The 25,644-nt window shown below is 69.6% G+C and carries 27 protein-coding genes; 2 read left to right on the plus strand and 25 right to left on the minus strand.

Translation table 11 applies throughout. The features are described from left to right. From EX20_RS04465 to EX20_RS04580, 24 genes are all read right to left on the minus strand, one after another. Entirely contained in the window at window positions 1–249 is a 249-nt protein-coding gene (locus EX20_RS04465; protein ID WP_011880087.1) for an acyl carrier protein, read from the minus strand. After that, window positions 246–551 (minus strand): phosphopantetheine-binding protein, encoded by a 306-nt coding sequence (locus EX20_RS04470; RefSeq protein ID WP_034192766.1) that lies wholly within the window; start codon window positions 549–551, stop codon window positions 246–248. Before EX20_RS04470 ends, EX20_RS04465 begins: the two co-directional genes overlap by 4 nt. Further along, window positions 526–1,320, minus strand: coding sequence for a lysophospholipid acyltransferase family protein (locus EX20_RS04475; protein WP_034192767.1), 795 nt, complete (start codon window positions 1,318–1,320; stop codon window positions 526–528). The genes EX20_RS04470 and EX20_RS04475 overlap by 26 nt, the downstream gene beginning before the upstream one ends. Further along, on the minus strand, window positions 1,304–2,008 hold the full coding sequence (locus EX20_RS04480; protein ID WP_034192768.1) for a beta-ketoacyl synthase chain length factor: 705 nt from the start codon (window positions 2,006–2,008) through the stop codon (window positions 1,304–1,306). Before EX20_RS04480 ends, EX20_RS04475 begins: the two co-directional genes overlap by 17 nt. A gap of 810 nt (window positions 2,009–2,818) precedes the next feature. Beyond that, window positions 2,819–4,222 (minus strand): PAS domain-containing sensor histidine kinase, encoded by a 1,404-nt coding sequence (locus EX20_RS04485; protein ID WP_034192769.1) that lies wholly within the window; start codon window positions 4,220–4,222, stop codon window positions 2,819–2,821. 54 nt (window positions 4,223–4,276) lie between these two features. Next, window positions 4,277–5,734, minus strand: coding sequence for a nickel-dependent hydrogenase large subunit (locus EX20_RS04490; RefSeq protein WP_034192770.1), 1,458 nt, complete (start codon window positions 5,732–5,734; stop codon window positions 4,277–4,279). Between the two features lie 8 nt (window positions 5,735–5,742). Continuing rightward, window positions 5,743–6,780, minus strand: coding sequence for an NADH-quinone oxidoreductase subunit B family protein (locus tag EX20_RS04495; protein ID WP_051974379.1), 1,038 nt, complete (start codon window positions 6,778–6,780; stop codon window positions 5,743–5,745). Then, window positions 6,777–8,279: a sigma-54-dependent transcriptional regulator gene (locus EX20_RS04500; RefSeq protein ID WP_045579647.1), complete on the minus strand. Its 1,503-nt coding sequence runs from the start codon at window positions 8,277–8,279 to the stop codon at window positions 6,777–6,779. Before EX20_RS04500 ends, EX20_RS04495 begins: the two co-directional genes overlap by 4 nt. Before the next feature lie 120 nt (window positions 8,280–8,399). Continuing rightward, the gene (hypE, locus tag EX20_RS04505) at window positions 8,400–9,476 is read right to left on the minus strand and encodes a hydrogenase expression/formation protein HypE (protein ID WP_011880077.1); all 1,077 of its coding nucleotides are present in this window, start codon (window positions 9,474–9,476) and stop codon (window positions 8,400–8,402) included. After that, window positions 9,473–10,609, minus strand: coding sequence for a hydrogenase formation protein HypD (gene hypD, locus EX20_RS04510; protein WP_011880076.1), 1,137 nt, complete (start codon window positions 10,607–10,609; stop codon window positions 9,473–9,475). Before hypD ends, hypE begins: the two co-directional genes overlap by 4 nt. Then, window positions 10,606–10,863 carry a HypC/HybG/HupF family hydrogenase formation chaperone gene (locus tag EX20_RS04515; protein WP_011880075.1) on the minus strand — a complete coding sequence of 86 codons (258 nt, stop codon included), beginning with the start codon at window positions 10,861–10,863 and terminating at the stop codon, window positions 10,606–10,608. Before EX20_RS04515 ends, hypD begins: the two co-directional genes overlap by 4 nt. Continuing rightward, the gene (locus EX20_RS04520) at window positions 10,854–12,029 is read right to left on the minus strand and encodes a Kae1-like domain-containing protein (RefSeq protein ID WP_034192771.1); all 1,176 of its coding nucleotides are present in this window, start codon (window positions 12,027–12,029) and stop codon (window positions 10,854–10,856) included. Before EX20_RS04520 ends, EX20_RS04515 begins: the two co-directional genes overlap by 10 nt. Then, entirely contained in the window at window positions 12,026–13,063 is a 1,038-nt protein-coding gene (gene hypB / locus EX20_RS04525) for a hydrogenase nickel incorporation protein HypB (RefSeq protein WP_034192772.1), read from the minus strand. The genes EX20_RS04520 and hypB overlap by 4 nt, the downstream gene beginning before the upstream one ends. A 29-nt stretch (window positions 13,064–13,092) precedes the next feature. Beyond that, on the minus strand, window positions 13,093–13,440 hold the full coding sequence (locus EX20_RS04530; RefSeq protein WP_011880072.1) for a hydrogenase maturation nickel metallochaperone HypA/HybF: 348 nt from the start codon (window positions 13,438–13,440) through the stop codon (window positions 13,093–13,095). Next, window positions 13,428–14,741, minus strand: coding sequence for a hydrogenase maturation factor HoxV/HupK (locus EX20_RS04535; protein WP_034192773.1), 1,314 nt, complete (start codon window positions 14,739–14,741; stop codon window positions 13,428–13,430). Before EX20_RS04535 ends, EX20_RS04530 begins: the two co-directional genes overlap by 13 nt. Continuing rightward, entirely contained in the window at window positions 14,738–15,283 is a 546-nt protein-coding gene (gene hybE, locus EX20_RS04540) for a [NiFe]-hydrogenase assembly chaperone HybE (protein ID WP_014725815.1), read from the minus strand. The genes EX20_RS04535 and hybE overlap by 4 nt, the downstream gene beginning before the upstream one ends. Window positions 15,284–15,285: 2 nt before the next feature. Further along, the gene (locus EX20_RS04545) at window positions 15,286–15,513 is read right to left on the minus strand and encodes a rubredoxin (protein WP_011880069.1); all 228 of its coding nucleotides are present in this window, start codon (window positions 15,511–15,513) and stop codon (window positions 15,286–15,288) included. Between the two features lie 2 nt (window positions 15,514–15,515). Then, window positions 15,516–16,379, minus strand: coding sequence for a hydrogenase expression/formation protein (locus tag EX20_RS04550; RefSeq protein WP_014725814.1), 864 nt, complete (start codon window positions 16,377–16,379; stop codon window positions 15,516–15,518). Between the two features lie 17 nt (window positions 16,380–16,396). Next, window positions 16,397–16,921 (minus strand): thioredoxin domain-containing protein, encoded by a 525-nt coding sequence (locus EX20_RS04555; protein ID WP_014725813.1) that lies wholly within the window; start codon window positions 16,919–16,921, stop codon window positions 16,397–16,399. Beyond that, window positions 16,918–17,268 (minus strand): HypC/HybG/HupF family hydrogenase formation chaperone, encoded by a 351-nt coding sequence (locus EX20_RS04560; RefSeq protein ID WP_034192774.1) that lies wholly within the window; start codon window positions 17,266–17,268, stop codon window positions 16,918–16,920. Before EX20_RS04560 ends, EX20_RS04555 begins: the two co-directional genes overlap by 4 nt. Beyond that, window positions 17,259–17,936: a HyaD/HybD family hydrogenase maturation endopeptidase gene (locus EX20_RS04565; RefSeq protein WP_014725812.1), complete on the minus strand. Its 678-nt coding sequence runs from the start codon at window positions 17,934–17,936 to the stop codon at window positions 17,259–17,261. Before EX20_RS04565 ends, EX20_RS04560 begins: the two co-directional genes overlap by 10 nt. A 7-nt stretch (window positions 17,937–17,943) precedes the next feature. Further along, entirely contained in the window at window positions 17,944–18,654 is a 711-nt protein-coding gene (gene cybH, locus EX20_RS04570) for a Ni/Fe-hydrogenase, b-type cytochrome subunit (RefSeq protein ID WP_011880064.1), read from the minus strand. Between the two features lie 118 nt (window positions 18,655–18,772). Further along, entirely contained in the window at window positions 18,773–20,629 is a 1,857-nt protein-coding gene (locus EX20_RS04575) for a nickel-dependent hydrogenase large subunit (RefSeq protein WP_011880063.1), read from the minus strand. Window positions 20,630–20,686: 57 nt separating this feature from the next. Next, on the minus strand, window positions 20,687–21,763 hold the full coding sequence (locus EX20_RS04580) for a hydrogenase small subunit (protein WP_011880062.1): 1,077 nt from the start codon (window positions 21,761–21,763) through the stop codon (window positions 20,687–20,689). A 654-nt stretch (window positions 21,764–22,417) separates the two neighbouring features. Between EX20_RS04580 and EX20_RS04585 the strand changes: the two genes are divergently transcribed. Further along, complete coding sequence (locus EX20_RS04585) at window positions 22,418–23,485, plus strand: HoxN/HupN/NixA family nickel/cobalt transporter (RefSeq protein WP_034192775.1); 1,068 nt, start codon at window positions 22,418–22,420, stop codon at window positions 23,483–23,485. 31 nt (window positions 23,486–23,516) lie between these two features. Further along, window positions 23,517–25,127, plus strand: a complete 1,611-nt coding sequence (locus EX20_RS04590) for a carbamoyltransferase C-terminal domain-containing protein (RefSeq protein WP_034192776.1) — start codon at window positions 23,517–23,519, stop codon at window positions 25,125–25,127. 34 nt (window positions 25,128–25,161) lie between these two features. Here EX20_RS04590 and EX20_RS04595 read toward each other — a convergent pair whose 3' ends face one another. Next, window positions 25,162–25,581 carry a hypothetical protein gene (locus tag EX20_RS04595; RefSeq protein WP_014725807.1) on the minus strand — a complete coding sequence of 140 codons (420 nt, stop codon included), beginning with the start codon at window positions 25,579–25,581 and terminating at the stop codon, window positions 25,162–25,164. Window positions 25,582–25,644: the final 63 nt, after the last annotated feature.

Genomic DNA, 25,644 nt, shown 5'->3' on the forward strand with positions numbered 1-25,644 from the left:
TCACGCGTCTGCGAGCAACGCGTGCACGGCGGCCACGACGTCGCCGACCGTGCGCACGGACTTGAACTCTTCGGGCTTGATGCGTTTGCCGGTCATTTCCTGGAGCTTGATCGCCAGATCGACGGCGTCGATGCTGTCCAGGTCGAGTTCTTCGAACAGGTGCGTGTCGGGCTGCACCTGTTCGGGCTCGATCGCAAAGTTCTCGTGAAAGATGGCGCGGATGCGCTCCAGGATTTCTGCGTCGGTCACGAGAGACTCCCCTTTTCCAGCACGGCTTCGTGCGATGCCTGATGAGACTGCTGCTCGGCGATGAACGCCGCGAGCGTGTTGACCGACCGGAAATGCGCCTTCGTGCGCTCGTCGTTGGCGGCGATCGTCAGATGAAACTTCTTGCGCAGCATGATGCCGACTTCGAGCGCATCGACGGAATCGAGCCCGATGCCGTCGGTCGAGAACAGCGGCGCATCGTCGTCGATGTCGTCGACGGTCATGTCGCTGAGATCGAGCGTCTCGATCAGAAGCTGCTTAATTTGCAGTTTTAAAGTAACCATGCTGAATGAGACTTTGAGTAATGTGCACTTCCACCTCGCGGGCAATGCTGCGCGCGGCGATCGACGGCGACGCGACGTTCGCTGCCAGCCGGTCCAGGTCCATCGGTTCGAGCACGTCGATGCGCATGCGGAACGCACGAGACGGCACGTGATACCAGCGCAGCGTCTTGGTGAATACCGGCGGGTCGCAATCGATCAGCACCGGCTGAATCCTGCTGCCCGACTGCAGCGCCATGTGCGCAAAGCCGCGCGAGAACGCGTGCAGGCGATTGCCGCCCGGGCTGCGCGTGCCTTCCGGGAAGATGATCATCGTGTAGCCGGCCGCCAGCTGGCGCGCGCCGGCGTCGACCAGCTCCGTGGCGTCCGCGTTGCTCACGTACTCGGCGGCGCGCACGATGCCCCAGAAGCACGGGTTGCCCCAATGGCCGCGCTTGACCACGCAGCAGGCCTTCGGCGTCAGCGACAGCAGCACCATCACGTCGAGCCAGGTCGGGTGGTTCGCCACGACGATGGCCGGGCCGCGCTGCGCCAGACGCTCGACGCCGCTCAGTTCGAGCTTCATCACGCCGACGCGCTGCAGCAGCGCGACCAGCGCGCGAAAGAAATGATGGATGACGAGCGTGACGCCGCGCTGACGCGAACGGCGATGCGGCCACAGGGCGCTGGCGACGATCGCCAGCAACGAGAAAGCCGAGCCGCACAGCGCGAAAAACGCCAGGCTCGCGCCGGTCGCGAACAGGCGCCAGCCGTAGTCAAGCCGCGCGATCATTCCAGCTCCATCGCCACGATGCATGGCGGCTGCGCCACGACGCCGTCGTGCGCGTCGACAGGCAACGCAGCAGCGCGGCGCTTTGCGTGCCGGCTGCGTCGTCGGCCTCTTCGTCCGCGCAGTCGTCCGCATCCTCGGCGGCCATCTCGCAGGTGAGATAGCCGGCCGGTTCGGCGGCGCCCAGCAGGATGGCGAGGCCGACGCTCTCCGGATCGTCGTCGACCGCGCCGTACACGGGATCGGCCGGCTCGTGCGCATAGACGAGCAACACCGGCGACGCCGGCGAGGTTTCGTATTGGGAATAGGCTTCGAGCAGCGCGTAACCGAGCGTTTCGTGTCCGGCCGCGATCGCGGTCGCGGGCGAGCGGTCGCGCCTGGCGATGCCGAAGATGCCGGTGACCGCATTGAGAACCGAGAGACTGAACGCCGTCGGCGACACGGGCTCGCGCGCGCCGATGGCGGCGAGTATGCCGGTGGTGCGCGCCAGCTCCCCGTGGCGCGATGCGAACACCATGCGCAGCGGATCGTCGTCCGATCCTGCGCAGTCGTACGCTGCCTGAAGCGCGACACGCGACAGCCGGCTCAAGCGGCGTCGCACCATCGGATCGAGAGCTTCGACGCCCGGTGCCCCCGCGGTCGAAATCGACGTCCATCTGGCGATTGGCATGGTCCAATGCAAATCGGCCATTTTTTTGTTCTCTTTACGGTTACTTCGCTGAGGGTAGTTTTTTTAATGCGCCGCTCGCGATGCGCAGTCAGATGCCGTTTCATCCAGCATGCCGTCCTGCACGTCGGACTCGGCGGTTCGAGACATCGGCTTACCGGCTCCCCGGAGCCATACAGCCGATCACGCAGGAAATCGCGGCGTCACGCAACACAATCGACGGACGGCCGACCGTCGGGCGGTCTTGTTTCGGCGAGACTGTAACAGGACCGTCGTGCGAAATCAACGCGCCGACGCCGGCGTCAGACGATATTTAATCCGATTTGTCAATTGTTATGAAACGCTCGATTCGAAAGCGTCAAACGGTCGGGAGTATAACGCGTTAGCGGTCGAGCGCATAACCGGCGAGCGCGATGCGGTGAACCGGATAGCCGGTGTCCATTCGGGCGCGCGTCTCGACGCGTTATGCGTGCGCATGCCGCCGCCGGGCGCACCGTTGCGTCGAACCGCGGGCCTCGTTCCTGACACTGATGCGTCTGGCGCAACCGGCGATGTAGTCGCGGGCATTTCGAGCGCGCCGAAGAACGCGCAATGCGGATCATTTATCCGAATCCAGTATCAGCCGCCGCGGAGGTATTCGATTACGTCGCGGGGTTTCCCGATTCGATACGGAGATACGATTCCACGAGCGGTTTGTCGCGTCTCGATGTGGCGATAATCTTGCCGTCGCGATGGCCGGTATTTTCTTGCAGCGAGACGGGCGTTGGTCTTCGCCTCGGTGTTTCCAAAATCGCTCGTTGGCGTCTGACTTGCCGAGCCCCGCCCGACGCCGCTTCAACTCTGCGGCAACGCCAGCGTGAAGATCGCGCCGCCCTGCTCCGCATTGCCGGCCGTCAGCGTTCCGCCGTGACGATCGACGATGCCGTAGCTGATCGACAACCCGAGCCCCGTTCCGCGCCCCTGCGGCTTGGTCGTGAAGAACGGCTCGAACACGTGCGGCAGATGCTCGTCCATGATGCCCGTGCCGTTGTCGCGCACCGTGACGATCACCTGGCCGTCACGGTGGGTCGCGTCGATCCAGATCTCCGGCGTGCCTCGATGCGCGCTCGACGCGGCGTCGCACGCGTTCTGGATCAGGTTCATCATCACCTGCAGCAATTGCCCCGCGCTGCCGTGCACGAGTTGCGGCTCGCCGGGCGACCAGTGAACGTCGAAATCCGGCCCCGCGCCTTTCCTGATCCAGTGAATCGCGCGCGTCACGACCTCGTTGATGTCGACCGCGCCGAGCTCCTCGCGATCGACCGCGGAGAACCTGCGCAACGCGCTGACGATGTCCGCCGTGCGCTGCGCGCCTTCGACCATTCCGTCGACCAGCGACGGCAAGTCGGCCAGGATCGGATCGATCCGCAGTTCGGTGCGCAGCCGGGTGCGCTCGGCGGCCGATAGCGGCTGCGCCGTCGCATCGATGAAGCGCGTCAGGCGCTCGCCATACCGCTTCAGCACATGCACGTTGCCGAGCACGAAGCTGATCGGGTTGTTCAGCTCGTGCGCGACGCCGGCGACCAGACGCCCGAGCGCCGCCATTTTCTCCGAGTGAAGCAGTTGCTGTTGCGCGTGCTTGAGCGCGTCGTGCGCTTCGCGCAGCTGCCGATACGCGCGTTTGAGCTCGCCCGTCGGGCGGCCTACCAGCAGGTAGCCGAGCCTGCGGCCGCGCGGCCCGCCACGCGGCGTACAGCTGAAGTCGACCGGCACGGCCGCGCCTTGCCGATCGCGCATGTTCAGTTCGACCACCGTGCCCTGCGCCGGCGTGCCCGACGCCGTGACGGCGCGCAGCGCGGTGACGCTCGCGTCGTCGGCGAGCCAGCTCTCGAAACGCGATCCGCGCAGCACGCTGTCCGGCTGCCCGAGCAGTTCGCACATCGCGGCATTGGTTTCCTCGACCTCGCCGCGCGCGTTGCACGCGGCCAGCACGTCCGACATCGACGACAGCAGCCCGAGAATGAACTGCTGCGATTGCTCGAGCTGCGCGTTCTTCTCCTCGAGCGCAATCTCGTCCTGCACGAGCTGCGAGTAGACCTCGTCCATCTTGTGGATCACTTCGAGCCAGGCTGCGTCGTCGAGACCTTCGGCATCGGGCCCGGCGTCCGGCCCCGCGGCGGCGTGGCTCAGCGCATCCGCGCCGGGCGCCGCGCGGCGCTTCGCCGCCGGTTTGGGTGGGTTCGATCGATTGCTCGCCATGACGCTGTCAGTACGCTGTTCGTAATCCGGGTTCGGCCGACCGTGGCGGCCGGCTCAATGCACCGTGCAGACCATGCACGGGTCGAAGGACCGCACGATGTGCTGGACCGCCACGGGCGTCGTCTCGCCCGGCTCGACCGGGGCGCCGATCAGCGCGGCTTCGAGCGCGCCCGGACGGCCGCCGGCATCGCGCGGCGAGAAATTCCACGACGTCGGCGCAATGATCTGATAATTCGCGATCCTGCCGTCCTTCACCGCCAGCCAATGGCCGAGACTGCCGCGCGCGGCCTCGTTGAGCCCGACCGCGCGGCCCTCGTCCGGCAGCGCGAAGGCCGCGCAATACGGCATGCCGGGCGCGAGTGCGCGCACCCACTGCTCCATCATCGGCACGACGCGGGCCAGCTCCAGCAATCGCGCCAGCACGCGCGTGTACACCGAGCCGCCGCAACGCGCGACGGCGTCAGCGATCAACGGGTGACCATCCGCCAGTTGCCGCGCGATCGCACCGGTTTCCAGCACCGCGCCGTTCAGCCGCGGCGCCTTGTTCCAGGTGTAAGCGCCCGCCTTGTCCGCGCGCGGCTCGGTGAGCCCCGCGAACGGATGCCGCGCGCCGCCCGCGTCGTCCAGCCATGCATGCGTCGCGTCTTCCGTGATCGCGTCGAGATCGAGCGCATCGGCCTGCTTGCGCTGCGCGTCCCAGACGCCGCCGCGGAACGCATGAGCGCCGTCCGGTTGCGGATACGCGCCGTACGACAGGTACAGGCCGGGGCCGGCGCCGAGGCGGTCGAGGCCGAGATCGCCGGCGAGCGTCAGGAAGAACCGCAAATCGCCACGCCGTTCGCCGCGCGCGCGCCAGGCGGCGAGCGCGGCTTCGCTGTCGAGCTGCGCGATCTCCTCGAGTGGCGCGTCGAACAGCACCTCTTCGAGAAACTGCCGGAATTCGCCGATGAACCCGAGCAGGCGGATCCGCTCCGCGTTGTCGATCGCGCGCGCGCTGCCGCCGGGCTGGATCGACCCGGTGTGCGGCCACTTGCCGCCGAGCGTGCCCATCAGGCGCAGCCAGCGTTGCCGCGCGGCAAGCGAGGCGCGGTGCCGTTCGCCCTGATAAGGCGTGAAGCGCGACACCGCTTCGGCGTGCCACGCGCGCGCCGCATAGACCGGCCGCACGAAATCCGGCATGAAGAACAGATAGAAGTGACTGAGGTGATCGGCGAGGTTCTCGGCGGCGAGCATCAGGTTCGTCGCGATCTGGCCGTTCGGCGCGGGCGTCACGCCGGCCAGGTCGGCCAGCGCGCGCGCGGCCGCCACGCCCTGCGACACCGAGCAGATGCCGCAGATGCGCGGCACGTAGACGAGCGCATCGAGCGGATCGCGATCGAGCAGGATCTGCTCGAAGCCGCGAAACATCGTGGCGTTCACGTGCGCGTCGCTGACCCGGCCGTCGACGACCTCGATGCGCACCTCGAGGTCGCCTTCGACGCGATTGAACGGACCGATCACGAGTCGAGACATCAAGACACCTATTTATTACGGGGCCGCGAACGGACCGCGGGCGCGACTTTCAGATGATCGGCCGTCGCGTTTTCGCGCACGCGCTTCGGCGTCGCGGCCTTCGACAACGACGCGAGCGCGACGAACCACGCCTTCGGCATGTCGCTCGGCAAGCCGATCGGGATGCCCGCGACGTTCGGCGTGCGGTGGAACGCGTGGCCAGGCTCCTCGAAGCCCGGCTCCGTGCAGTTGATGCACGCATACCCGCCGCGCGTGCACGAGCCGTCGCCGTTCCACAGGCGCGTGTTGCAGTCGGCATGCGCCTGCGTGCCCTTGCAGCCCATGTGCTCCATCATGCAGCCGAGATCGGACGGACGCACGGCGCTCGCCTTGTACTCGTAGAACTCGTTGCGCGTGCAACCGTGATGGACGAGCTGGTCGGCATAGAAGCGCGGCCGGCCGAGCGTATCGAGCGCAGCCGGATCGAGCAGCGACATCGACAGCGCGCTCAGCGTCTCGACGACCCAATCCGGATGCGTCGGGCAACCGGCCACGTTGACGACCGGAAAGCCGCTGCGCGACCGGTACGCCACGCCCAGCAGCCCGCCCGGCTGATCGCCGTCGTACTGGAGCCCGCAGGCATCGGCCGGATTCGCGCCGGCCGCAGTGATGCCGCCGTAAGCGGCGCAGGTGCCGATCGCCACCGTGTAATGCGCAACGCTCGCGAGCCGGGCGACCCAGTCGATCATCGGCACCCCGGTGCCGGCCAGCACGTGAAAACGCCCCGTGCCGTTCGGGCCGCGCAGCATCGCGCCTTCGACGCACAGCGCATGCAGCTCGACGGTACCGTCGAGGCACGCCTGCAGCACGTCGCGGGCGTCCGCGCCTGTTTCGAGCGACAGCGACGGATGCCACAGCAGCCGAATGCCGGCGCGCGACAGCATGCCGGAGAAGTCCGGCGTGTCGGCGCACAGCAGCGACATGTTGCAGCCGCCGCAGCCGCCCGACTGCAGCCACAACACGTTGAACGCGCCGGTGCCGTCGGGCGCGCGGGTATCGACGCTCATTTCTTCTCCAGACCGAATCGCTGCATTTTCTGGCGCAGCCCGGCGCGCGACAGGCCCAGCTCGGACGCGGCGCGCGTCTTGTTCCACCGGTGCCGCAACAGCGCCTCCTTGATCAACATCGTTTCCATCGCATCGAGCCGCTCCTGCAACGTGCCGGCCGACGCAATCTGCGCTTCCGGCCCGCGTGCGGCCGGCCCCGACTGCCCGCGCAGCACCTTCGGCGAAAACGCGTCGGCGCGGATCAGGTCGTCGTCGCTCAGCGCGACCGCGCGGTAGATCTCGTTGCGCAGCTCGCGAATGTTGCCCGGCCACGCATAGCCGAGCAGCACCGCCAGCGCATCGCGGGCGAAGTCCAGCCCGGCCGGGCGCGACTCGTGCTCGGCGATGGCCTGCAGCAGCCGGTGCGCGATCGGCACCAGATCGCCGCTGCGCTCGCGCAGCGGCGGCAGCGCCAGCGTGGCCGTCGCGATCCGGTAGTAAAGATCCTCGCGGAAACGCCCGGCCTCGACTTCGCGCTCGAGGTCGCGATGCGTCGCGGCGATCACGCGGACGTCGACCGGCACCGCGCGCGTCGCGCCGACCGGCCGCACCTCGCCTTCCTGCAGCACGCGCAGCAGCCTGACCTGGAAGGCGAGCGACGTGTCGCCGATCTCGTCCAGGAAGATGGTGCCGCCGTTCGCGCGCTGGAATAGCCCCGCGTGGTCGTGAACCGCGCCGGTGAAGGCGCCGCGCTTGTGGCCGAACAGCTCCGATTCGAGCAGCGTGTCGGCCACGGCCGCGCAGTTCTCGACGACGAACGGGCCGGCCGCGCGCGGGCTCGCGTAGTGGATCGCGCGCGCGAGCATCTCCTTGCCGGTGCCGGACTCGCCGAGGATCAGGATCGACAGGTCGTAGCGCGCGAGCTTCGACGCGAGCTTGCAGATCGGATCGAGCGGGCTGCCCGGCGCGCGCACGATCGCATCGAAGCCGAGCGTGTTCTGCACCTGCGCGAGCTTCTCGTGGCTGCGCTGCCGCAGCAGCGGGACGCTGTTGCGCAACTCGAGGTCGAGCCGATGCATGTCCTGCTGCAGCGACTGCGCCTCCGCGGCCTGGCGCACCGTGTGGAGCAGATGGTCGGGCATCCACGGCTTCAGCACGAAGCGGTGGATGCCGGCCTGGTTGATGCCCGCGACGATGTCCTCCGAATCCGTGTAGCCGGACACGATGATCCGCACGGTGTCGGGCCACGTCTCGCGCACTTCGGACAGGAACTCGACGCCCGTGCGCCCCGGCATCCGCTGATCGCAGAGGATCACGGCGACCGGCTGCTGTTGCAGGATCGCCCGCGCCTCGTCGGCGGAACTCGCGGTGAGCACCTCGAACTCCTCGTCCAGCACGCGGCGAATGGTTTCCTGCGCGCGCAGCTCGTCGTCGACGACCAGCACGGTGGGGGGCCTGCGCAGCGGCGCCGGATCGGGTTCGGGGTCGGTGCTGGGATGGACGGGTAAAGGCGAGCTCATGGGTCGATCGAGGCCGTGCAGATCCGGCCGATTCAGGCCCGCCGCACGCGGAATGCGGCAGCAGGCGGCCTGACAACGCGCATGATACCCGCGTCGGACGATCCTCGCCGTTCCGCGGCGTCAGCAAATGCGCGGCAGCTGTTCGCCCGACAGCCAGTCGGCGATCCGCCGTCCGCCGAACTTCGTCTCGACCTGCACGAAACCGTGCGCGTCCTCGGTCACCTCGCCGATCTGCACGGCGTGCGCGCCGAGCGGATGCGCACGCATCGCGGCCAGCAGCGCGGGCGCGTCCTCGGCCGCGCAGACGGCGACGAGCTTGCCTTCGTTGGCCACATAAAGCGGATCGAGGCCGAGCAGCTCGCATGCCGCGTCTACCTGCGGCAGCACCGGAATCGCGTCCTCGCGGATCAGCATGCCGACGCCCGACTGGCTCGCGATCTCGTTGAGCGTGGTCGCCAGCCCGCCGCGCGTCGGGTCGCGCAGCACGCGCACGCCCGGCACGGCCGCCAGCATGCTCGCGACCAGCGTGTGCAGCGCGGCGCTGTCGGAGCTGATCTCGACGTCGAACTCGAGCGCCTCGCGCGTCGACATGATCGCGACGCCGTGTTCGCCGATGGTGCCCGACAGCAGCACCGCATCGCCCGGGCGCGCGAGCGCGCCGTCGATCCGGATGCCCGCCGGCACGACGCCGACGCCCGTGGTCGTGATGAACACGCCGTCGCCCTTGCCGCGCTCGACGACCTTGGTGTCGCCGGTGACGATCGGCACGCCGCACTCGCGCGACGCGTTCGCCATCGATTCGACGATGCGCTTCAGGTCCGCCAGCGCGAAGCCTTCCTCGATGATGAAGCTGGCGGCCAGGTACAGCGGCCGCGCGCCGGACATCGCGACGTCGTTGACCGTGCCGTGCACGGCCAGGCTGCCGATGTCGCCGCCCGGAAAGAACAGCGGCGACACGACGTGCGCGTCGGTGGCCATCACCACGCGCTCGCCGGGCGCCGTCGCAGGCGGCGCGAACGCGGCCTGATCGTTGCCTTGCCGCAGCCATTCGTTGTCGAAGGCGGCGACGAACAGTTCGCGGATCAGCTGCGCCGACGCGCGGCCGCCCGCGCCATGACCCATGTCGATCCGGCCGTCGCGGAAATTGAGGGGCCGCACGTACGCGGGCTTGGTGCGAGGGGTCGGTGTCGAGCTCATGCGGGTACCAGCGGAATGTCCTTGAAACGGCCATACGAGTAATGCGCGGCGCACGCGCCCTCGCTCGACACCATGCACGAACCCATCGGATTCTCGGGCGTGCACACGGTGCCGAACAGCGAGCAGTCGCGCGGCTGCTTGAGGCCGCGCAGGATCGCGCCGCACTCGCATTTGCGGTGGTCGGCGACGGGCCGGTAGACCAGCCCGTAACGCGCTTCGGCGTCGTGGCGCGCGTATTTCGCGCGGATCCGCAGCGCGCTGGCCGGCACCTCGCCCAGGCCGCGCCACTCGAAGCTCTCGCGAGCCTCGAACACGTCGTCCATCAGCGCCTGCGCGGCGGCGTTGCCGGCACGCGTGACCGCCCGCGAAAATTCGTTCTCGACCTCGGCGCGGCCGTCGTTGACCTGGCGGATCAGCATCAGGATCGCCTGCATCACGTCGAGCGGCTCGAAGCCCGCGATCACGACCGGCTTCCGATAGTCGCGCGCGAAGCCCTCGTAGGGCGCCGAGCCGATCACGATGCTGACGTGCGCGGGGCCGATGAAGCCGTCGAGCGGCACGGCGTCGGCCGCCACGGCCGGCGCCGCGAGCAGATGCGTGATCGCGGCGGGCGTCAGCACGTGGCAGCACAGCACGCTGAAATTGTCGACGCCGGCAGCGGCCGCGTCGCGCACGATCAGCGCGGTGGGCGGCGTGGTGGTCTCGAAGCCGATCGCGAAGAACACGACCTCGCGGTCGGGATTCAGGCGCGCGATCTTCAGCGCGTCGAGCGGCGAATAAACCATCCGGATGTCGGCGCCGTGCGCCTTCGCGCGCATCAGCGACATCCCGCCGGAGGCCGGCACGCGCATCGTGTCGCCATAGGTGCAGACGATCACGCCGCGCTCCAGCGCGAGCTGCACCGCGAGATCGATGCGTCCGACCGGCAGCACGCAGACGGGGCAGCCGGGGCCGTGGATCATCCGCACGTTGTCGGGCAGCAGGTCGGTCACGCCGTAGCGGGAAATCGCATGCGTGTGACCGCCGCAGAATTCCATGAAGTGATAGCGCGTGCCGGGCTGCGCCTCCGCCTGAATGCGCGCGGAAATGCGTTCGGCGAGCGCGCGGTCGCGGAATTCGTCGATGTACTTCATTGCGGCGCTCCGCTCGGATGCACGTCGCCGTCGCCGGCCGCGTGCGCCAATTCGCCGAACAGCGCGAGCGTACGCTCGGCCTCGTCCGGATCGATCCTGCCGAGCGCGTAGCCCACGTGCACGATCACGTATTCGCCCAGCCGCGCGTCGGGGACGAGCGCGAGCGAGATCGTCTTGCGCACGCCGCCGAGGTCGACGACGCCCATGTCGGCGTCGCGCAGCTCGACGACGCGTGCGGGAATGGCTAGACACATGTCGAAACTCCTTCGGACGTCGCGCGCACGGCGCCCGACGTCAATGTATGCGCGGCGACCCATGCCTGGCCCAACGCCAGGCCGGCGTCGCCGCATGGCACCGACGACGGCGCGCAGCTGCGCACGCCGCGCGCGTCGAGCGCGGCGCGCAAGCGCGCCGACAGCAGCCGGTTGGCGAAGCACCCGCCGCCGAGCAGCACGGCACGTCCGTGCGCGGCCGCGGCGGCCCACGCGGCGAGCGCGTCGGCGAGCGCGAGATGAAACAGCGCGGCGCCCTGCGCGCTCGCGCCGGCATCGGCCAGTTCGAGCACGCGAACCAGCAGCGGGCGCAGGTCGAGCTCGCCGTCGTCCGCGATGCGCCACAGTCCGTCCGTATCGGGCTCGGGATGGTCGCGCAGATAGTCGGCGGCGTGTCGTTCGAGCGCGATGGCGGCCTCCGCCTCGGTGCGCTGATGGCGGCAGATGCCGAGCAAGCCGGCGGCCGCGTCGAACCACCGGCCCGCACCCGTGCTCGGCGGACAGTTCAGGCCGCGCGCCAGCATCGTGCCGATCGTGCGCGCCGCGCGCGTGCCGACGTCGCCGCCGAGCCGCGCTTCGATCTCGTCCGCGCGGTCGAGCGTGTGCAGCGCCGCCGCGGCCATGCGCCACGGCTCGCGGGCCGCGACGTCGCCGCCGGGCAGCGCGAGCGGCGTCAGATGCCCGAGCCGCCGCCAGCCGTCCGGCGCGACCTCGAGCAGTTCGCCGCCCCAGGCGGCGCCGTCGGTGCCGAGCCCGACGCCGTCGAGCGCGAGGCCGACGACCGGCTCCGCGAGCCCGTGCTCGGCCGCGACCGCGCCGATGTGCGCATGGTGATGCTGCACCGCGATCGCGGGCACGCCGAGGCGCTCGCTCCATTCGACGGCCAGCCGCGAGCTGTGGAAATCCGGATGCAGGTCATGTGCGATCGCGCGCACCGGCCGACCGGCTTGCCGGGCCGCATCGACGAGCGACGCGACGGAGGCCTCGAGCGCGACGCAATGGCGCGGATCGTCGAGATCGCCGTGCAGCGGCGACCAGTACACGTCGCCGTCGACGTACACGCACGCGGCATTCTTCAGCCACGCGCCGGTCGCGAGCACGGTGTCGGCGCCCCACGCGCGCGGCAGGCGTTCGCGCCGCAGCGTCATGCCGCGTCTCCGGCGCGACGCTGCTGCGCGCGCAGCGCCGCCAGCTCGGCCTCCAGCTCGCCGATTCGCGCGGCCAGCGGATCGCGCGCGTCGCCCGTGCGCAGAACCCAGTCGAGCCACGCGTCGATCCCGTCGCCGGTGGTCGCCGACACGCAGATCACGTCGAGCGCCGGATTGATGCGGCGCGCGTATTCGATGCAGCGCTCGACGTCGAACTGCACGTACGGCAGCAGGTCGGTCTTGTTGACGATCATCAGCCGCGCGGCGGCGAACATGTCCGGGTACTTGAGCGGCTTGTCCTCGCCTTCGGTCACCGACAGGATCGCGACCTTCGCGTCCTCGCCGAGATCCCACAACGCCGGGCACACCAGATTGCCGACGTTCTCGATGAACAGCACGCTGTCGGGCTGCTGCGCCGCGCCGCGGCGCTCGGACGAAGCGTGCGCGTCGTGCGGGTGGTGATGATCGTGATCGTGGTGGTGATGTTCGTGGCCGTGGCCATGCGCGTGGCCGTGATCATGACCATGCGCGTGCAGCGGCAGCCGTTCATAGGCCGCCGCGACCATCGCCGCATCGAGATGGCATCCCTTGCCGGTGTTGACCTGGATCGCCGGCGCGCCGGCCGCGCGAATGCGCTCGGCGTCGTTCGCGGTTTGCTGGTCGCCTTCGATCACGGCGATCGGCAACGCCGGCGCGCGCGCGCGCAGCGCGGCGATCGTCGCGCACAGCAGCGTCGTCTTGCCCGAGCCGGGGCTCGACACGAGATTCAGCGCGCGTACGCCGTGCGCCGCGAAATGCCGCCGGTTGTGCGCCGCATGGCGATCGTTCTCGCCGAGCACGTCCTGCTCGATGCGCACCGTGCGCCCCTGATCCAGGCCATGCACCGTGACGCCGGCCGGCCCGAGGCCGTAATGCAGGTCACCGCTCGCCGCATCGGCGCGCACGTGCGCGTGAGCGTCGTGGTGCGCGTGATGCGCATCGTGCCGATCCCGGTGCGCCCCGTCGGGGCTGTCGCAGCCGCATACCACGCACATGTCGTTCTCCTTCCGCAATTCGGTTGATTTCAGGCATCGTCGACGAGCATGTCGACGATGCGCAATTCCGTGCCGCCGTTCGGCTGCAGCCAGTAGCCGCCGCAGCGGCCGCACGGCTCGCCGCGCGCGGCCAGCGGCACGTCGCAATGACAGTTCAGGCACCACGCGCGGCCCGGCGGCTCCGCGATCTCGATGCGCGCGCCGGCCAGGCAGGTGCCGGGCGCCATCGCGTCGAGCGCGAAGCGCAGCGCGTCGACCTCGACGCCCGCGAGCCGACCCACTTCGAGCCGCAGCACGTTGACGCGCGCGAAACGCTCGCGCGCGGCGGCTGCCTCGACCGCCGCGAGCACGCCGCCCGCCAGACTCACTTCATGCATGTCGATCGGTTTCCATTCGTATGATCATCGTCGCGCCGAACCGGCGCGGCGGTTTCGAGAGCATAGGCGATGCACGGATCGAACGCGCCCATCAATGCGCCGACGCGCGCCGCGAGCGCGGCATCGCCGCCGCCGTCCGGCCGCACATCGACGCGTGCGAGCGCGTGCGCGAGCGTGCTGTCCGGATGAAAATTCCACTCCGTCGGCGACACCACGCGGTAGTCGGCGACGCGCGCGGCGTCGCCGGGCACGAGGCGGACCCAGTGGATCAGCACGCCGCGCGCCGTCTCGCACCATGCCAGCGCCTCGCCGGGCGCGAGCGCCAGCGCGCCCGATCGCAGCGCGAACGCGGCCGGACCGCCGGCTGCGAGCCGCGCGAGCTCCGCGACACGCGCGCCGAGCCGCAGCCATGCGCTGTCGTAAGCGGCTGCGTGCGGATCACCGCAGCGGGTCCAGACGCCGGTTTCGGCCGGCGCGCCGTCCTGTTCGGGCCGCTGCGCGAAGCGCGGGTCGCCCGCGATCGCCGCGCCGATCCGGCGCAGCCGCGCGCGGTCCGCGCCATCGATACGCAGCGCGCGGGGCGGCATCCGCAGCGCGTCGGCGACCGTGCGGCAGTGCAGCAGCAGCGACGCCGGGAAGCTCGTCGCGCGCGCCGTCCATGCGGCCAGACAGGCGCGCGGATCTTGATCCCAGCGGGCGAGCCAGCCGTCGGCCGGTTCGCCGAGCACGTGACGTTCGATCCATTCGCGCGTGCCGGCCGCCCGTACGTCGGGCAGCGCGCACGGCACACCGCCGACGAGGCGCGCGGGCCAGTCGAGCCAGATCCGGCGCAGATGCTCGGCGATCGTCTCGCGCGCGAGCGTGGCCGAGCGTGCGTCTTCGCCGTCGCGCTCGCCTTCACCACGGCCCGCGTCATGGTCATCGCCCGCGCCGTTGCGATCGACGTTGCCTTTGCCATCGCCTTCGCCGTTGCCACAGCCCGCGCCATCGTCATCGCCCGCGCCATTGCGATCCCCATCGCCTTCGCCACCGCAATCGCCAGCCGCGCCGCCCGCATTCGCATACGCGCGGGCCGCCGTCACGGCAAGCTCGGCGCACAGCGCATGCGCGCGCCCGCAGAGCGAGAACACCGCGGACAGCCGCGGCGCGGCCAGCGCGGCCGGCTGACCGGCGAGCAGCAGCCCGGCGAGCGGCGGCCGGCCGCCGTCGATGCTCGGCGAGCGGCCCGGGCGCACGACGTATCGCCCGGCCAGCGCGGCGAACCCGGACGTATCTTCGCTCGTGCTCGCGCCGCCCGTCATGCGCCGGCCTCGCGCGTCGCGGGCCGGCGCAGCAGGAACGCGCGCCGGCTCGTGCGCGGCGCGTCGGCGGCCGCGGAGCGCAACTGGGCGAGCACCGCGCGCGCGGTCGCCACCGCGCTCGCATGATCGCTGAAGTCGAACATCGGCGAAAACAGCGAACAGCACGCGTGCGCGCCGGCCTGCGGCACGTGCGCGCCGATCCAGTCGAACTCGACGGCGCCCACGCGACGCGCGGCCAGCTGCCCCGGCGACGGGCACGGGTGAGCCGCGCCGTTCCCGCCCGGCAGCCACACGAGGTTCATGAACCACGGCGTGACGAGGATGCCGAGCAGATCGCCGCTGGCATCGCCGCCAGCAGGATACGGCCCGAACGCCACGGCCTCGACCCGCAAGCCGGGATGCACGACCGGCATGCCGAGCATCGTGGTCGCCGCGACCGTCGTGTAGTGCGCGACGAGCGCGCCGATGCGCGGATCGGACGATCCGCCCGGCAGGGACGCACGCAACGCATCGCCGTCGCGGGTCGGGCTTCGCGTGGTCAACGTCAGTCCCTCAGCACCATGAATTGCTCCGCATCGCCGTCGCAGGTCGGGCAGCGCCAGTGCGCCGGCAACGCGGCGAACGGCACGCCGGGCGGAATCTGCCAAACCGGATCGCCCTGGCGCGGATCGTAGATCCACCAGCAGATCTTGCATTCGAGCCGCGTATCGGCCGCGATCCGGCTGCGATCGCCGAGATAGCTGCCTTCGAACAGCGCCGCGGTCTGGTTCATGGTCACGCCTCCTCGACCCAGTCGATCAATTGTGCGAGACGCTCGTGCGAGTCGTCGATGTCCTCGGGCGCTGCCTGGACGATCTCGGGCAGATCGGTGATCTCGATCGTGTTCAGGATCAGCGTGTCCTGCGAGTTGAAGTACGCGATGCGCCAGCAATGGACGACGCCGGTGCTGGCGATCCGGCAATTCCCGTAGCCGCGCGACAACACCGACACCGGCCCGCCGCCGAGCACTGCGTCGATGAACGCGCCGTCTTCGGACGACAGCGGCAGCAGCGTCAGGTTGATCACGTGCGGCGCAGCGCCGGCACGCCAGCGGGCGACCTGGTCGCGCACTTCGGTGAGGATCGCCGGCGCGTTCATCACGCCGCTCGGGTGAGCGTCGGACGCCGGCAGCTCGGGCGCGGCCGCTGCGTGGGCAGCCGCGGCCAGCGCGGCCGGCGCGCCGCCGACCTCGATGCGCTCGGCGCGGCCGGCCGGGCCGTCCTCGGCAATGCGCCACACGCCCGCGAACACGGTCTCCTGGATCAGCACGCTGCCGGCGTCGGCGGTGTCGATGCGGGCGCTGACCTCGCCTTCGCCGAGCACCGCGTTCAGGATGCGCAGCGCATCGGCGTCGCAGGCCGTCAGATCGATCGGCGCGGGCTGTTCGCCGCGGCGGCATGCGTCGAGCGCGTCGAGCACGGTGAGCAGGATGCCGCGCACCACGTCGAGCGCACGCGCGTCGGCGCGCTCGGGCAGCGACGGCGCGACGAACGTGTGCATCGCCTGCGGCATCGGCATGTAGTCGAGCACCGCATCGCCTTCGGGCTGGCTGCCCGGACCGAACGGCACGACGGGGACGGGAAAGGTTTTCATCTGCATGGTCGGCGAGCGTGAATTCAGTGGCAGCCGGACGAGCCGCCGGCGACGTTGACGGGAATGCCGATCGACGGCGCACGCGTGGTCGGGCTGGCGAGCGCGTCGGCGACGCACTTCACGTAGTCGTCCCAGTCCATCATGCCGGACAGCACCGTCACGTACTGGCCGTCGCGCAGCCACAGCAGCGCGGGCCAGCGCAGCGAGCCGAAGCGGCGCGCGATCGCGTTCTCGCCGGCGCGCGTCGCCACCGCCAGCCGCAGCGCCCGGCCGAAGCGGACCGCCGCGACGTGCGCAAGCTCCGGCAGCACGGCCGCGACGTCGAGCGATTCGGGAAACCGCACCGGATCGCCCATCAGCAGCACGACGCACTCGCCGCCGTCGGCGAGCCAGCCGTCCAGCGTGTGCTCGTCGACGAAGGTCGCGTGCGCTTGCTCGATCAGCCGCTGCACGACGGCCGGGCAATCCTGGCCGGCCGCCGCTGCGCTCGGCACATTCGGCACCTCGGCCTGCGTTGCTCCGGGCACGGAGCCGCTTGTTTCGCTCATTTCGATTCCTCAGGAACAGCAAGGCTGCCGGCCGCGCGCTGCGAGCCGCCGACGAGCCGGGTCAATTCATCCACGCCGAGTGCCGACGGCAGCGCGAACGCGGCCGGGCTTGCCGCGCCGCCCTCGCCCGCCATCACCGACTCGATCAGCGCGAGCGTCGCGTCGATTTCGGCCGCGCGTGCGGCGTCGAGCCGCTCGCGCGCCGCATCGAGAAACACCAGCAGCCAGTCGCCGGGCGCACACGGCCCGACCAGCGCGGTGTCGACGCGGCGTCGCACGCCCCGGCCGACGCACCATGCATGGCCGGGTTGCGCGTCGACGACCTGCATCGGCAGCCCTATGCACATGACGGCGGCTCCTTGGCGAGCGCGCGCACCAGCACGCGCTCGTCGCCGATGCGGCACGCGTCGGCTTCGCTCGGGCGCTCGCCTTCGTAGCGAGCCAGCGCCAGATGGTGCAGCGTGACGGCTTCGTCGTCGCGCAGCGCGGTGCGCCGCGGCAGCGGCGCGCCGCCCCACTCGCGCAGATACGCGACGCCCGCGTCCAGCGCCCGCTCGAGCGCCGCCTTCACGCACGGACGCAGGCTGCCGCCGTAGTCCTCGATCTCTTCCGGCTGGCAGCCGATCAGCACCACGCGGCGCGGATACTTGCCGGTCAGTTGCGCGAGCATCAGCACTTCCTGGAAGCCGGTCTGGTGCAGGCTCATCTTGCGCACGCCGAGAAACTTCGGCACCTCGTCGTCCTCGACGATCTTCAGCTCGCCGGGCGCGAGGCCGTAGTCGACCGCATCGAAGATCAGCAGGAAGTCGGCCGCCTGCACGTGCTGGATCAGATAGAGGCCCTGCGTGCCGCCGTCCATCAGCGTGACGTTCGGCGCGCATTCGAAGCGCTGCTGCAACGCCTCGATGCAGCGCACGCCGAAACCTTCGTCGGCCCACAGCACGTTGCCGATGCCGAGCGCGACGATCGCGGCGCCGTCCTGCGCCGACGGGATGGTTTGCGGGGAAGTGTCCATCGGTGCGTCAGTCCTTGAACGTGCGGTAGCCGGAGATCATCGAGCCGACCACGCTCTGGCGCCCCATGATGTCCTCGCGGATCGCCGCATACACGTGAAGGATCACGAACAGCAGGATCGCCCACATCCCGAGGTGGTGCCACGTGTGGACGCCTTGCGACTGGCCGAGCAGCGGCCGGATCCAGCCGAACGTGCGCTGCTGCCAGGAGCCGGCCTGCGCGCCTTCGCCGTACAGCGCGAAGCCGGTCACGACCATGAACAGCGAGACCGTCAGAAACACGAAGAACATCGCGAAGCGCGACAGCGGATTGTGGCCGCTGTACTGCCGCGGACACGGACCGAGGAACATGTAGTAGCGCAGCATCCCGAACACGTCGAGCCAGTAGTCGCGCGTGAACACGGGCACCCAGAACATCTCGCGCGCGTGGTGGTTGCCCACCAGCGCCCAATACGCGCGGCCCGCGAGGCCGACCGCGAACAGGTATGCGGCCGCGAAATGCGCGAACCGGATGTACCCCATCAGGAAATGGGCGCTGGCCTCGCCAGGTTGCGTCGCGAGCGGCGAGCCGATCAGGTAGCCGGTGATCGACAGCACTGCGATCGACGCCGCGTTCATCCAGTGCCAGATGCGCACCGGCGCTTCGTACACGTAGATCGCCTTGGCGGCCGGAACGGTATCGGGCGCGCGGCCGCGCCGCGACTGCGTTTGCATCGTCATCATTCTTCCTTGCCGCGCGGGCCGGCCGAAGCCGGCCGCGACGGCGTCCTGTTGTTACCGGTGGTGCGTCAGGCGACGGTGCGTCGACGCGGGAAGTATCGCCAGCGGCGCTGCACGATCAACGCACCGTGACGGTGGTCATTTCCGCGCCGTCTTCGCTCATCACGTGCGTCGAGCAGGCCATGCACGGATCGAACGAGTGCAGCGAGCGCAGAATCTCGACCGGCTGCTCGGGGTTCGCCATCGGCGTGTTCATCAGGCTCGCCTCGAACGCGCCGATCTGGCCTTTCGCGTCGCGCGGGCCGCCGTTCCACGTGCTCGGCACGACGCACTGATAGTTCTCGATGCGGCCGTCCTTGATCTTGATCCAGTGACCGAGCGCACCGCGCGGCGCGGCGACGGTGCCCACGCCCTTCGCCTCGGCCGGCCACGTCGACGGGTCCCACTTCTCGACGTTGGCGGTCGACGTGTCGCCGTTGCGGATGTTGTCGACGAGCCGCTGCCAGTCGTCCGACATCATCTCGGCGCAGTACTGCGCTTCGAGTGCGCGCGCGAGCGTGCGGCCGATCGTGGTCGGCAGCAGCTGTTTCGCGCCGAGCGTCGTCTCGGGCAGCCCGAGGAGCTTCGGCATGTCCTGGTTGACCGACTGCAGCGCCGCGTCGATCTGCTCCTTGATCCGCGCGCCGTGCGGGTTGCCCTGCTTCGCATGCGCATAGCCGAGGATGTAGCGCGCGAGCGGCCCGACCTCCATCGCGTGGCCGCGCCAGCGCGGCGCCTTGACCCACGAATACTTCGCGCTTTCGTCGACCGATTCGATCGCCGTGCGCGTGCCCTTCGTGTTCGGCCCGAGCTCGTAGTGCGGCTCGGTCATGCCGTCCCACGGATGCAGGCCGCGGTCGTTGTCGGGGTACTGGTACCACGAATGGGTGACGAACTCCTGCACCTGCTCCGGATCGCGCGCGTCGACCGGCAGGATGTTGTCCCAGTCGCCGTTCAGGATCGCGCCGCCCGGCATCTGGTTGGTGGACGGATCGTAGTTGACGAGCGGATACGTGCCGTAGTCCATCACGTTGGTGGCGGCGAGGCCGCCGCCATGCAGCCAGCCGCGCGCCTTGTAGATCGTGCCGATCGCGAGCAGATCGGGCACGTAGACGTTGCGGCAGAACGTCTCCGCCTGGTCGATCAGCGAGCGCACGAAGTTCAGGCGCTCCATGTTGATCGGCGCGCCGGCCGCGAGGTCGCCGTCGATGTTGATCGCGCACGGCACGCCGCCGACCAGGTAGTTCGGGTGCGGGTTCTTGCCGCCGAAGATCGTGTGGATCTTGACCCATTCCTTCTGCAGGTCGAGCGCCTCGAGGTAATGCGTGACGGCCATCAGGTTCGCTTCCGGCGGCAGCAGATAGGCCGGGTTGCCCCAGTAGCCGTTCATGAACGGGCCGAGCTGGCCGCTTTCGACGAACTTGCGCAGCCGCGTCTGGATGTCGCGGAAATAGCCCGGCGACGACATCGGATGCGACGGCGACACGCGCTGCTGGAGTTCGGACGTGAGCTTCGGGTCGGCCTTCAGCGCGGACACGACGTCGACCCAGTCGAGCGCGTGCAGATGATAGAAGTGCACCGCGTGGTCATGCACCTGCAGCGTCTTCGCCATGATCTCGCGGATCAGGTGCGCGTTCGGCGGAATCCGGATGTCGAGCGCGTCCTCGACCGCGCGAACCGACGCCAGCGCGTGGCAGCCGGTGCAGACGCCGCAGATGCGCTCGACGAACGCCCACGCATCGCGCGGGTCGCGGCCCTTGAGAATCACTTCGAGTCCGCGCCACATGGTGCCGGTGGACACCGCGTTGCGGATCACGTTGTTCGAGTCGACGTTCACTTCGACCCGCATGTGGCCTTCGATGCGCGTCACGGGATCGACGACGATCCGGCGTCCGCTGTTGTCGAGCTGAAAACCCTGGGTGGAATAGGCTGTCATGCTGTTGTGTAGTTCCTGTGCGTGTGGGGGCTGCGCGTGGCGTCGGGCGGCTAACGGCTAGCGGCCGTCGCGATCGCGTTTCGAGCTGACGCGCTGAATCGCCGAGGCGGCCGCATGCGCAGCGGCGGCGGCGCCCAGGACGACGGCCGCGGTGCCGCCGATCTTGTCGGCGTTCGCTTCGACGCCGAACTGGTTGATGTGGGTGAGGCGGTCGTAGAACGATCCCTTGTCCCAGAAGCCGTCCTCCGAGCAGCCGATGCAGCCGTGTCCGGCCTGGATCGGGAAGCTCGTGCCGCCGTTCCAGCGCACCGTCGAGCACGCGTTGTAGGTCGTCGGGCCCTTGCAGCCGACCTTGTACAGGCAGTAGCCGCGCCGCGCGGCGTCGTCGTCCCAGGCCTCGACGAACTGGCCGGCGTCGAAGTGCGGGCGGCGGTAGCACTTGTCGTGAATGCGCTGGCTGTAGAACATCTTCGGCCGGCCCTGGCGGTCCAGCTCGGGCACGCGGTCGAACGTCAGCATGTAGGTGATGACGCCCGTCATCACTTCCGCGATCGGCGGGCAGCCGGGCACCTTGATGATCGGCTTGTCGGTGATCACCTTGTGGATCGGCACCGCCTGCGTCGGGTTCGGCTTCGCGGCCTGCACGCAGCCCCACGATGCGCAGGAACCCCACGAGATCACGGCCTTCGCGTCCTTCGACACGCGGCGCAGCTGATCGACGAACGGCTTGCCGCCGATGATGCAGCTCATCCCGTCCTGGTTCAGCGGCGGATTGCCCTCGACGGCGAGGATGTAGTTGCCCTTGTACTTCGTCATGACCTCTTCGAGGATCGCCTCGGCCTGATGGCCGGCCGACGCCATCAGCAGATCGTCGTAGTCGAGCGAGATCATCGACAGCACGACGTCCTTCGCGAGCGGATGCGCGGAACGGATGAACGATTCCGAGCAGCACGTGCATTCGAGGCCGTGCAGCCACAGCACCGGCGTGCGGGGCTTCGTTTCCATCGCCTCGACGATCCTCGGCATGAAGGCCGGCCCGAGGCCGAGCGACGTGGCGGTCAACGAGCAGAACTTGAGGAAGCTGCGGCGCGAGATGCCCTGGCGGCGCATGACCTCATAAAACGTTTCAATCACGGTGTGGTTCCTTGATGGCCATCTGGCCGACGGCCCGGCATGCGGGGGCGCTGCCGGAGCGGGCGCCGGAGCGTGGCTTCGGCGTGAATGCCGTGCTTTAAAACAAGAACCGTGCCAGGGGCGCGCCGACACGGTACGGGCAGGCCCACTCGACGCCATTGATCTGTATCAAAAAGGAAAAATCGGCGCCGGGGCCGGTGCGGCGGCGGCGCACGCCGGATGGGCCGGTAGTCACGGCGCATCCGGTTGGCCGGCCAAACTGGCAATGGCGTGACCAGCGCGTTCGCACGGTCGCGCGGCGGCACGCGGCGCCGGGCTCGGCGGCGATGCCCGGCGGCATATGCGCGCGGTCAGGCGTCATTCCGATTGGAACGGAAGTTGCATGAGTCAACGGCTTTGTCGCGCCGCGCGCTCATGTGCCGCTCATGGCGCGCGGTCCAGCAAAGCGGCACAATGCGGGCCGCTGCTGCGCGCGCCATTGGCCATTGCGCGGCAACGCAACCGCTTCGACTCAGAGACGATGGAACTTCCCGTGAACGCCTTCCCCCCGCCGCAGCGACGCTCATGCGCCGCGCCTCTTGCGCCGTCACGCCACGGTGAGCGCGCCGCACCGCACGCGGCAGCCCGTGTACCGTCCATGCGCCGGCGGCCGTCATGACCGCCCCCGTCCTGCCCGCCGCTGGCGTTCGCGCAAGCGGCGCGCGCGGCAAGCTCGTCCTCTTGCTCGCGGCGCTCGCGGCGTTCAACCTGGCCGCCTGGGGCTGGGCCGTCGCCGTGTTCGGCGGCCAGCCCACGCTGATGGGCGCCTGCGTGCTCGCCTACACGTTCGGGCTGCGCCACGCGGTGGACGCCGACCACATCGCCGCGATCGACAACGTGACGCGCAAGCTGATGCACGAAGGCCGGCGTCCGCTGACCGTCGGGCTGATGTTCTCGCTCGGGCACTCGACCATCGTGATCGTCGCGTCGGCCGCCATCGCGGCCGCGGCCTTCGGGTTGCGCGAGCGCCTCGCCGCGTTTCACGACATCGCCGGCACGATCGGCACGCTCGTGTCGACGACGTTCCTGCTCGCGATCGCCATCGCGAACCTCGTGACGCTGCATTCGGTCGTCCGCACGCTGCGGCGCGTGAAACGCGGCGAGCGATATGCGGACGCGCATGCCGACACGGCGCTGCACCACCACGGATTTCTCGCACGGCTGCTGCGGCCGGTCCTCCGGATGGTCACGAAAAGCTGGCACATGTACGTGCTCGGCGCGCTGTTCGGGCTGGGTTTCGACACCGCGACCGAGATCGGCGTGCTCGGCATCTCCGCGACCAGCGCGGCGCACGGGATGTCCGCGTGGTCGATCATGGTGTTTCCGGCGCTGTTTACCGCGAGCATGTCGCTCGTCGACACCGCCGACAGCATGCTGATGCTCGGCGTGTACGGCTGGGCGTTCCGCGAGCCGGTGCGCAAGCTCTACTACAACGTCGGGATCACCGCGCTGTCCGCGGCGGTCGCGCTGCTGATCGGCTGCGTCGAGGGCTTCGCGCTGCTCGGCGACACGTTCGGGATCCGCGGCGCGTTCCGCGATGTCGTCGATGCGTTGAACGCGCATCTCGGCGCGCTCGGCTACGCGATCGTCGTGCTGTGCGCGGCGAGCTGGTTCGTGTGCGCGGCGATCTATCGGTTCAGGCGCGGCAGCTTCGCGCCGCTCGCCGAGCACGATCACGGCTAGGCGTCGCGATTTTCAGGGAAGTACGTCGTTGATGTCACACAGAATTCCGCCCGCGCACGCCGATGGCGTGCTGGGCGTGCAGACCGGCCCCGCGCCGAACACCGGCGCCGCATGGGTCGCGACGGCGGCCAGCGCTCGCCGCATCGCGCATGCGGGGCAGGAGCGTTTCGACCGCATCAAGCAGTCGTGTGCGTATCCGGCCGCCGCGGTCGACGCCTGCCGCATCGCGCTCGACCTGCCCGCCGACGCGCGCCCGTCGCTCGTCGCGTGCGTCGACACCGGGCAGGCCGCGCCGCTGCCGCCATATGTCGATACCGTGCCGCAGCTGCGCGTCGAACACGCGCTCTGCCATGCCGCCGCCGGGTACTACTGCTCGCCGTTCGACGAAGCCGCGATTCTCGTCGTCGACGGCCATCGACGCGAGCAAGGCGCGACGCCGTCGTCGCACAGCGTGTGGATCGGCTGGAACGGGCGCATCGAGCCCGTGATGCGCAGCGCGTCGTGCGGCATCGGCGCGCTGTACGAGGCGGTCACCGTCGCGATCGGCTTCGGCGCGCACGAAACCGGCAAGACGATGGGGCTCGCGCCGTATGGCGACGATGCGGCCGCACCGGACCTCGGCGGACGCCTCGATGGCCTGGCCGTGGATTACGGCGCCCGCTGCGACGCCGACGGCGCGCGATTGTTCGGCCCGTCGCCGCTCGCGGGCGCGACGGACGACGCAAGCCTGACCGCGCGCGCCGCGCTCGCCCGCGCGGCACAGCGGGAATGCGAGCGCGCCATGCTGCATCTCGCGCGGGCCGTGCGCGAGATGACCGGGATACGCCGGCTCTGTCTCGCGGGCGAGGTGTCGCTCAACGGGCGCGCCAACGATCTGGTGTGGCGCGACGCAGGCTTCGACGCGGTGTTCGCCGGGCCGGCCGGCGCCGATTGCGGGACGGCGCTGGGCGCGGCGCTGTGGGGGTATCACGGTGTTCAGGGCGTGCCGTTTCGCCCCGGACCGTTTTCTCCGTACGGCGGACGGCCGTACAGCGAGGCGGACGTGGACGCCGCGCTCGCCGCACTGCCCGACCGGGCGCGCTATCGCGACACGCGCGGCACGATCGACGAACTGGCCGAACGCACGGCGGCGCTGCTTGCCGCCGGGCAGTGCGTCGCGCTGCACGCCGGGCGCGCCGAGATGGGCCCGCGCGCGCTCGGCAATCGCTCGCTGTTGATGAGTCCCGCGCACGCGGACGCGCGCGACCGGATGAATCTGCGGGTGAAGCGGCGTGAGGCGTTCCGACCGTTTGCGCCATGCGTTCCGGTGGAGGACGCCGCGCGCTATTTCGAGCTCGACACGCCGAGCCCGTACATGCTGCGGATTTGCGCGGTCCGGCCGCAGTGGCGCGCGCGCCTCGCCGCGATCACGCACGTCGACGGCACCGCGCGGCCGCAGACCGTTTCGCCGCAAGACAACCCGCATCTCCATCGGTTGCTGCGCGCGTTCGAACGCGTGGCCGGCATCCCCGTGCTGCTCAATACGTCGTTCAACGTCGCGGGCGAGCCGCTCGTCGAGACGCCGGCCGATGCGCTGCGCGGCTTCGCGCGCAACGACATCGACGCGCTGTGGATCGGCGACCGGCTGCTCGAGAAACGGTGATGCGGGCGCTCGGGTGGAACGTGCCGCGCACGTGTCAGCCGAACTGCGCAATGCGGCGGCCGATGTAGTTCACCGAGAAGTGCTCGTCGAGATTCTGCGCGCCGCACTTGTCGCGAGCGGGCCAGTTCATCAGGTCGCAGACCTGTTTCCAGCCCGCGTCGGTCCACTCCGTGCCCGTGTGCCATTGCGGGTCGAGCAGCATGTGGTCGAACGGCCACAGGTTGTCGAGGTTGACGCGATGGTCCACCTTGGTGTGCAGCGCGTCGCAGAGCGCGACGTAGTCGATCGGACTCATGTTGAGTTCGCGGAACAGCGACGCGGAGTCGGCCACCTGGTCGGGGCCGCTCAGGCGCAGAATCTGCGCGACGATGCGCTTGATGTCCTGGTTGATGGCCCACTCTCTTTGCGTCACCGAGAGGATATTCACGATGATGTCGTTGATGTCTTGCTTCATGGCGCACTTTCCTTGAGTCACCGGGGCAGCCGCGTCGTTGCTGTGCCGTGCTGTTTCTGTGTT

Source organism: Burkholderia sp. WP42, assembly GCF_000745665.1.
GTDB lineage: Bacteria > Pseudomonadota > Gammaproteobacteria > Burkholderiales > Burkholderiaceae > Burkholderia > Burkholderia vietnamiensis.

Coding starts and splice junctions, on each gene's coding strand:
- EX20_RS04470 (WP_034192766.1), bottom strand. CDS start 551: ATGGTTACTTTAAAACTGCAAATTAAGCAGCTTCTGATCGAGACGCTC.
- EX20_RS04475 (WP_034192767.1), bottom strand. CDS start 1,320: ATGATCGCGCGGCTTGACTACGGCTGGCGCCTGTTCGCGACCGGCGCG.
- EX20_RS04480 (WP_034192768.1), bottom strand. CDS start 2,008: ATGGCCGATTTGCATTGGACCATGCCAATCGCCAGATGGACGTCGATT.
- EX20_RS04485 (WP_034192769.1), bottom strand. CDS start 4,222: ATGGCGAGCAATCGATCGAACCCACCCAAACCGGCGGCGAAGCGCCGC.
- EX20_RS04490 (WP_034192770.1), bottom strand. CDS start 5,734: ATGTCTCGACTCGTGATCGGTCCGTTCAATCGCGTCGAAGGCGACCTC.
- EX20_RS04495 (WP_051974379.1), bottom strand. CDS start 6,780: ATGAGCGTCGATACCCGCGCGCCCGACGGCACCGGCGCGTTCAACGTG.
- EX20_RS04500 (WP_045579647.1), bottom strand. CDS start 8,279: ATGAGCTCGCCTTTACCCGTCCATCCCAGCACCGACCCCGAACCCGAT.
- hypE (WP_011880077.1), bottom strand. CDS start 9,476: ATGAGCTCGACACCGACCCCTCGCACCAAGCCCGCGTACGTGCGGCCC.
- hypD (WP_011880076.1), bottom strand. CDS start 10,609: ATGAAGTACATCGACGAATTCCGCGACCGCGCGCTCGCCGAACGCATT.
- EX20_RS04515 (WP_011880075.1), bottom strand. CDS start 10,863: ATGTGTCTAGCCATTCCCGCACGCGTCGTCGAGCTGCGCGACGCCGAC.
- EX20_RS04520 (WP_034192771.1), bottom strand. CDS start 12,029: ATGACGCTGCGGCGCGAACGCCTGCCGCGCGCGTGGGGCGCCGACACC.
- hypB (WP_034192772.1), bottom strand. CDS start 13,063: ATGTGCGTGGTATGCGGCTGCGACAGCCCCGACGGGGCGCACCGGGAT.
- EX20_RS04530 (WP_011880072.1), bottom strand. CDS start 13,440: ATGCATGAAGTGAGTCTGGCGGGCGGCGTGCTCGCGGCGGTCGAGGCA.
- EX20_RS04535 (WP_034192773.1), bottom strand. CDS start 14,741: ATGACGGGCGGCGCGAGCACGAGCGAAGATACGTCCGGGTTCGCCGCG.
- EX20_RS04545 (WP_011880069.1), bottom strand. CDS start 15,513: ATGAACCAGACCGCGGCGCTGTTCGAAGGCAGCTATCTCGGCGATCGC.
- EX20_RS04550 (WP_014725814.1), bottom strand. CDS start 16,379: ATGCAGATGAAAACCTTTCCCGTCCCCGTCGTGCCGTTCGGTCCGGGC.
- EX20_RS04555 (WP_014725813.1), bottom strand. CDS start 16,921: ATGAGCGAAACAAGCGGCTCCGTGCCCGGAGCAACGCAGGCCGAGGTG.
- EX20_RS04560 (WP_034192774.1), bottom strand. CDS start 17,268: ATGTGCATAGGGCTGCCGATGCAGGTCGTCGACGCGCAACCCGGCCAT.
- EX20_RS04565 (WP_014725812.1), bottom strand. CDS start 17,936: ATGGACACTTCCCCGCAAACCATCCCGTCGGCGCAGGACGGCGCCGCG.
- cybH (WP_011880064.1), bottom strand. CDS start 18,654: ATGACGATGCAAACGCAGTCGCGGCGCGGCCGCGCGCCCGATACCGTT.
- EX20_RS04575 (WP_011880063.1), bottom strand. CDS start 20,629: ATGACAGCCTATTCCACCCAGGGTTTTCAGCTCGACAACAGCGGACGC.
- EX20_RS04585 (WP_034192775.1), top strand. CDS start 22,418: ATGACCGCCCCCGTCCTGCCCGCCGCTGGCGTTCGCGCAAGCGGCGCG.
- EX20_RS04590 (WP_034192776.1), top strand. CDS start 23,517: ATGTCACACAGAATTCCGCCCGCGCACGCCGATGGCGTGCTGGGCGTG.
- EX20_RS04595 (WP_014725807.1), bottom strand. CDS start 25,581: ATGAAGCAAGACATCAACGACATCATCGTGAATATCCTCTCGGTGACG.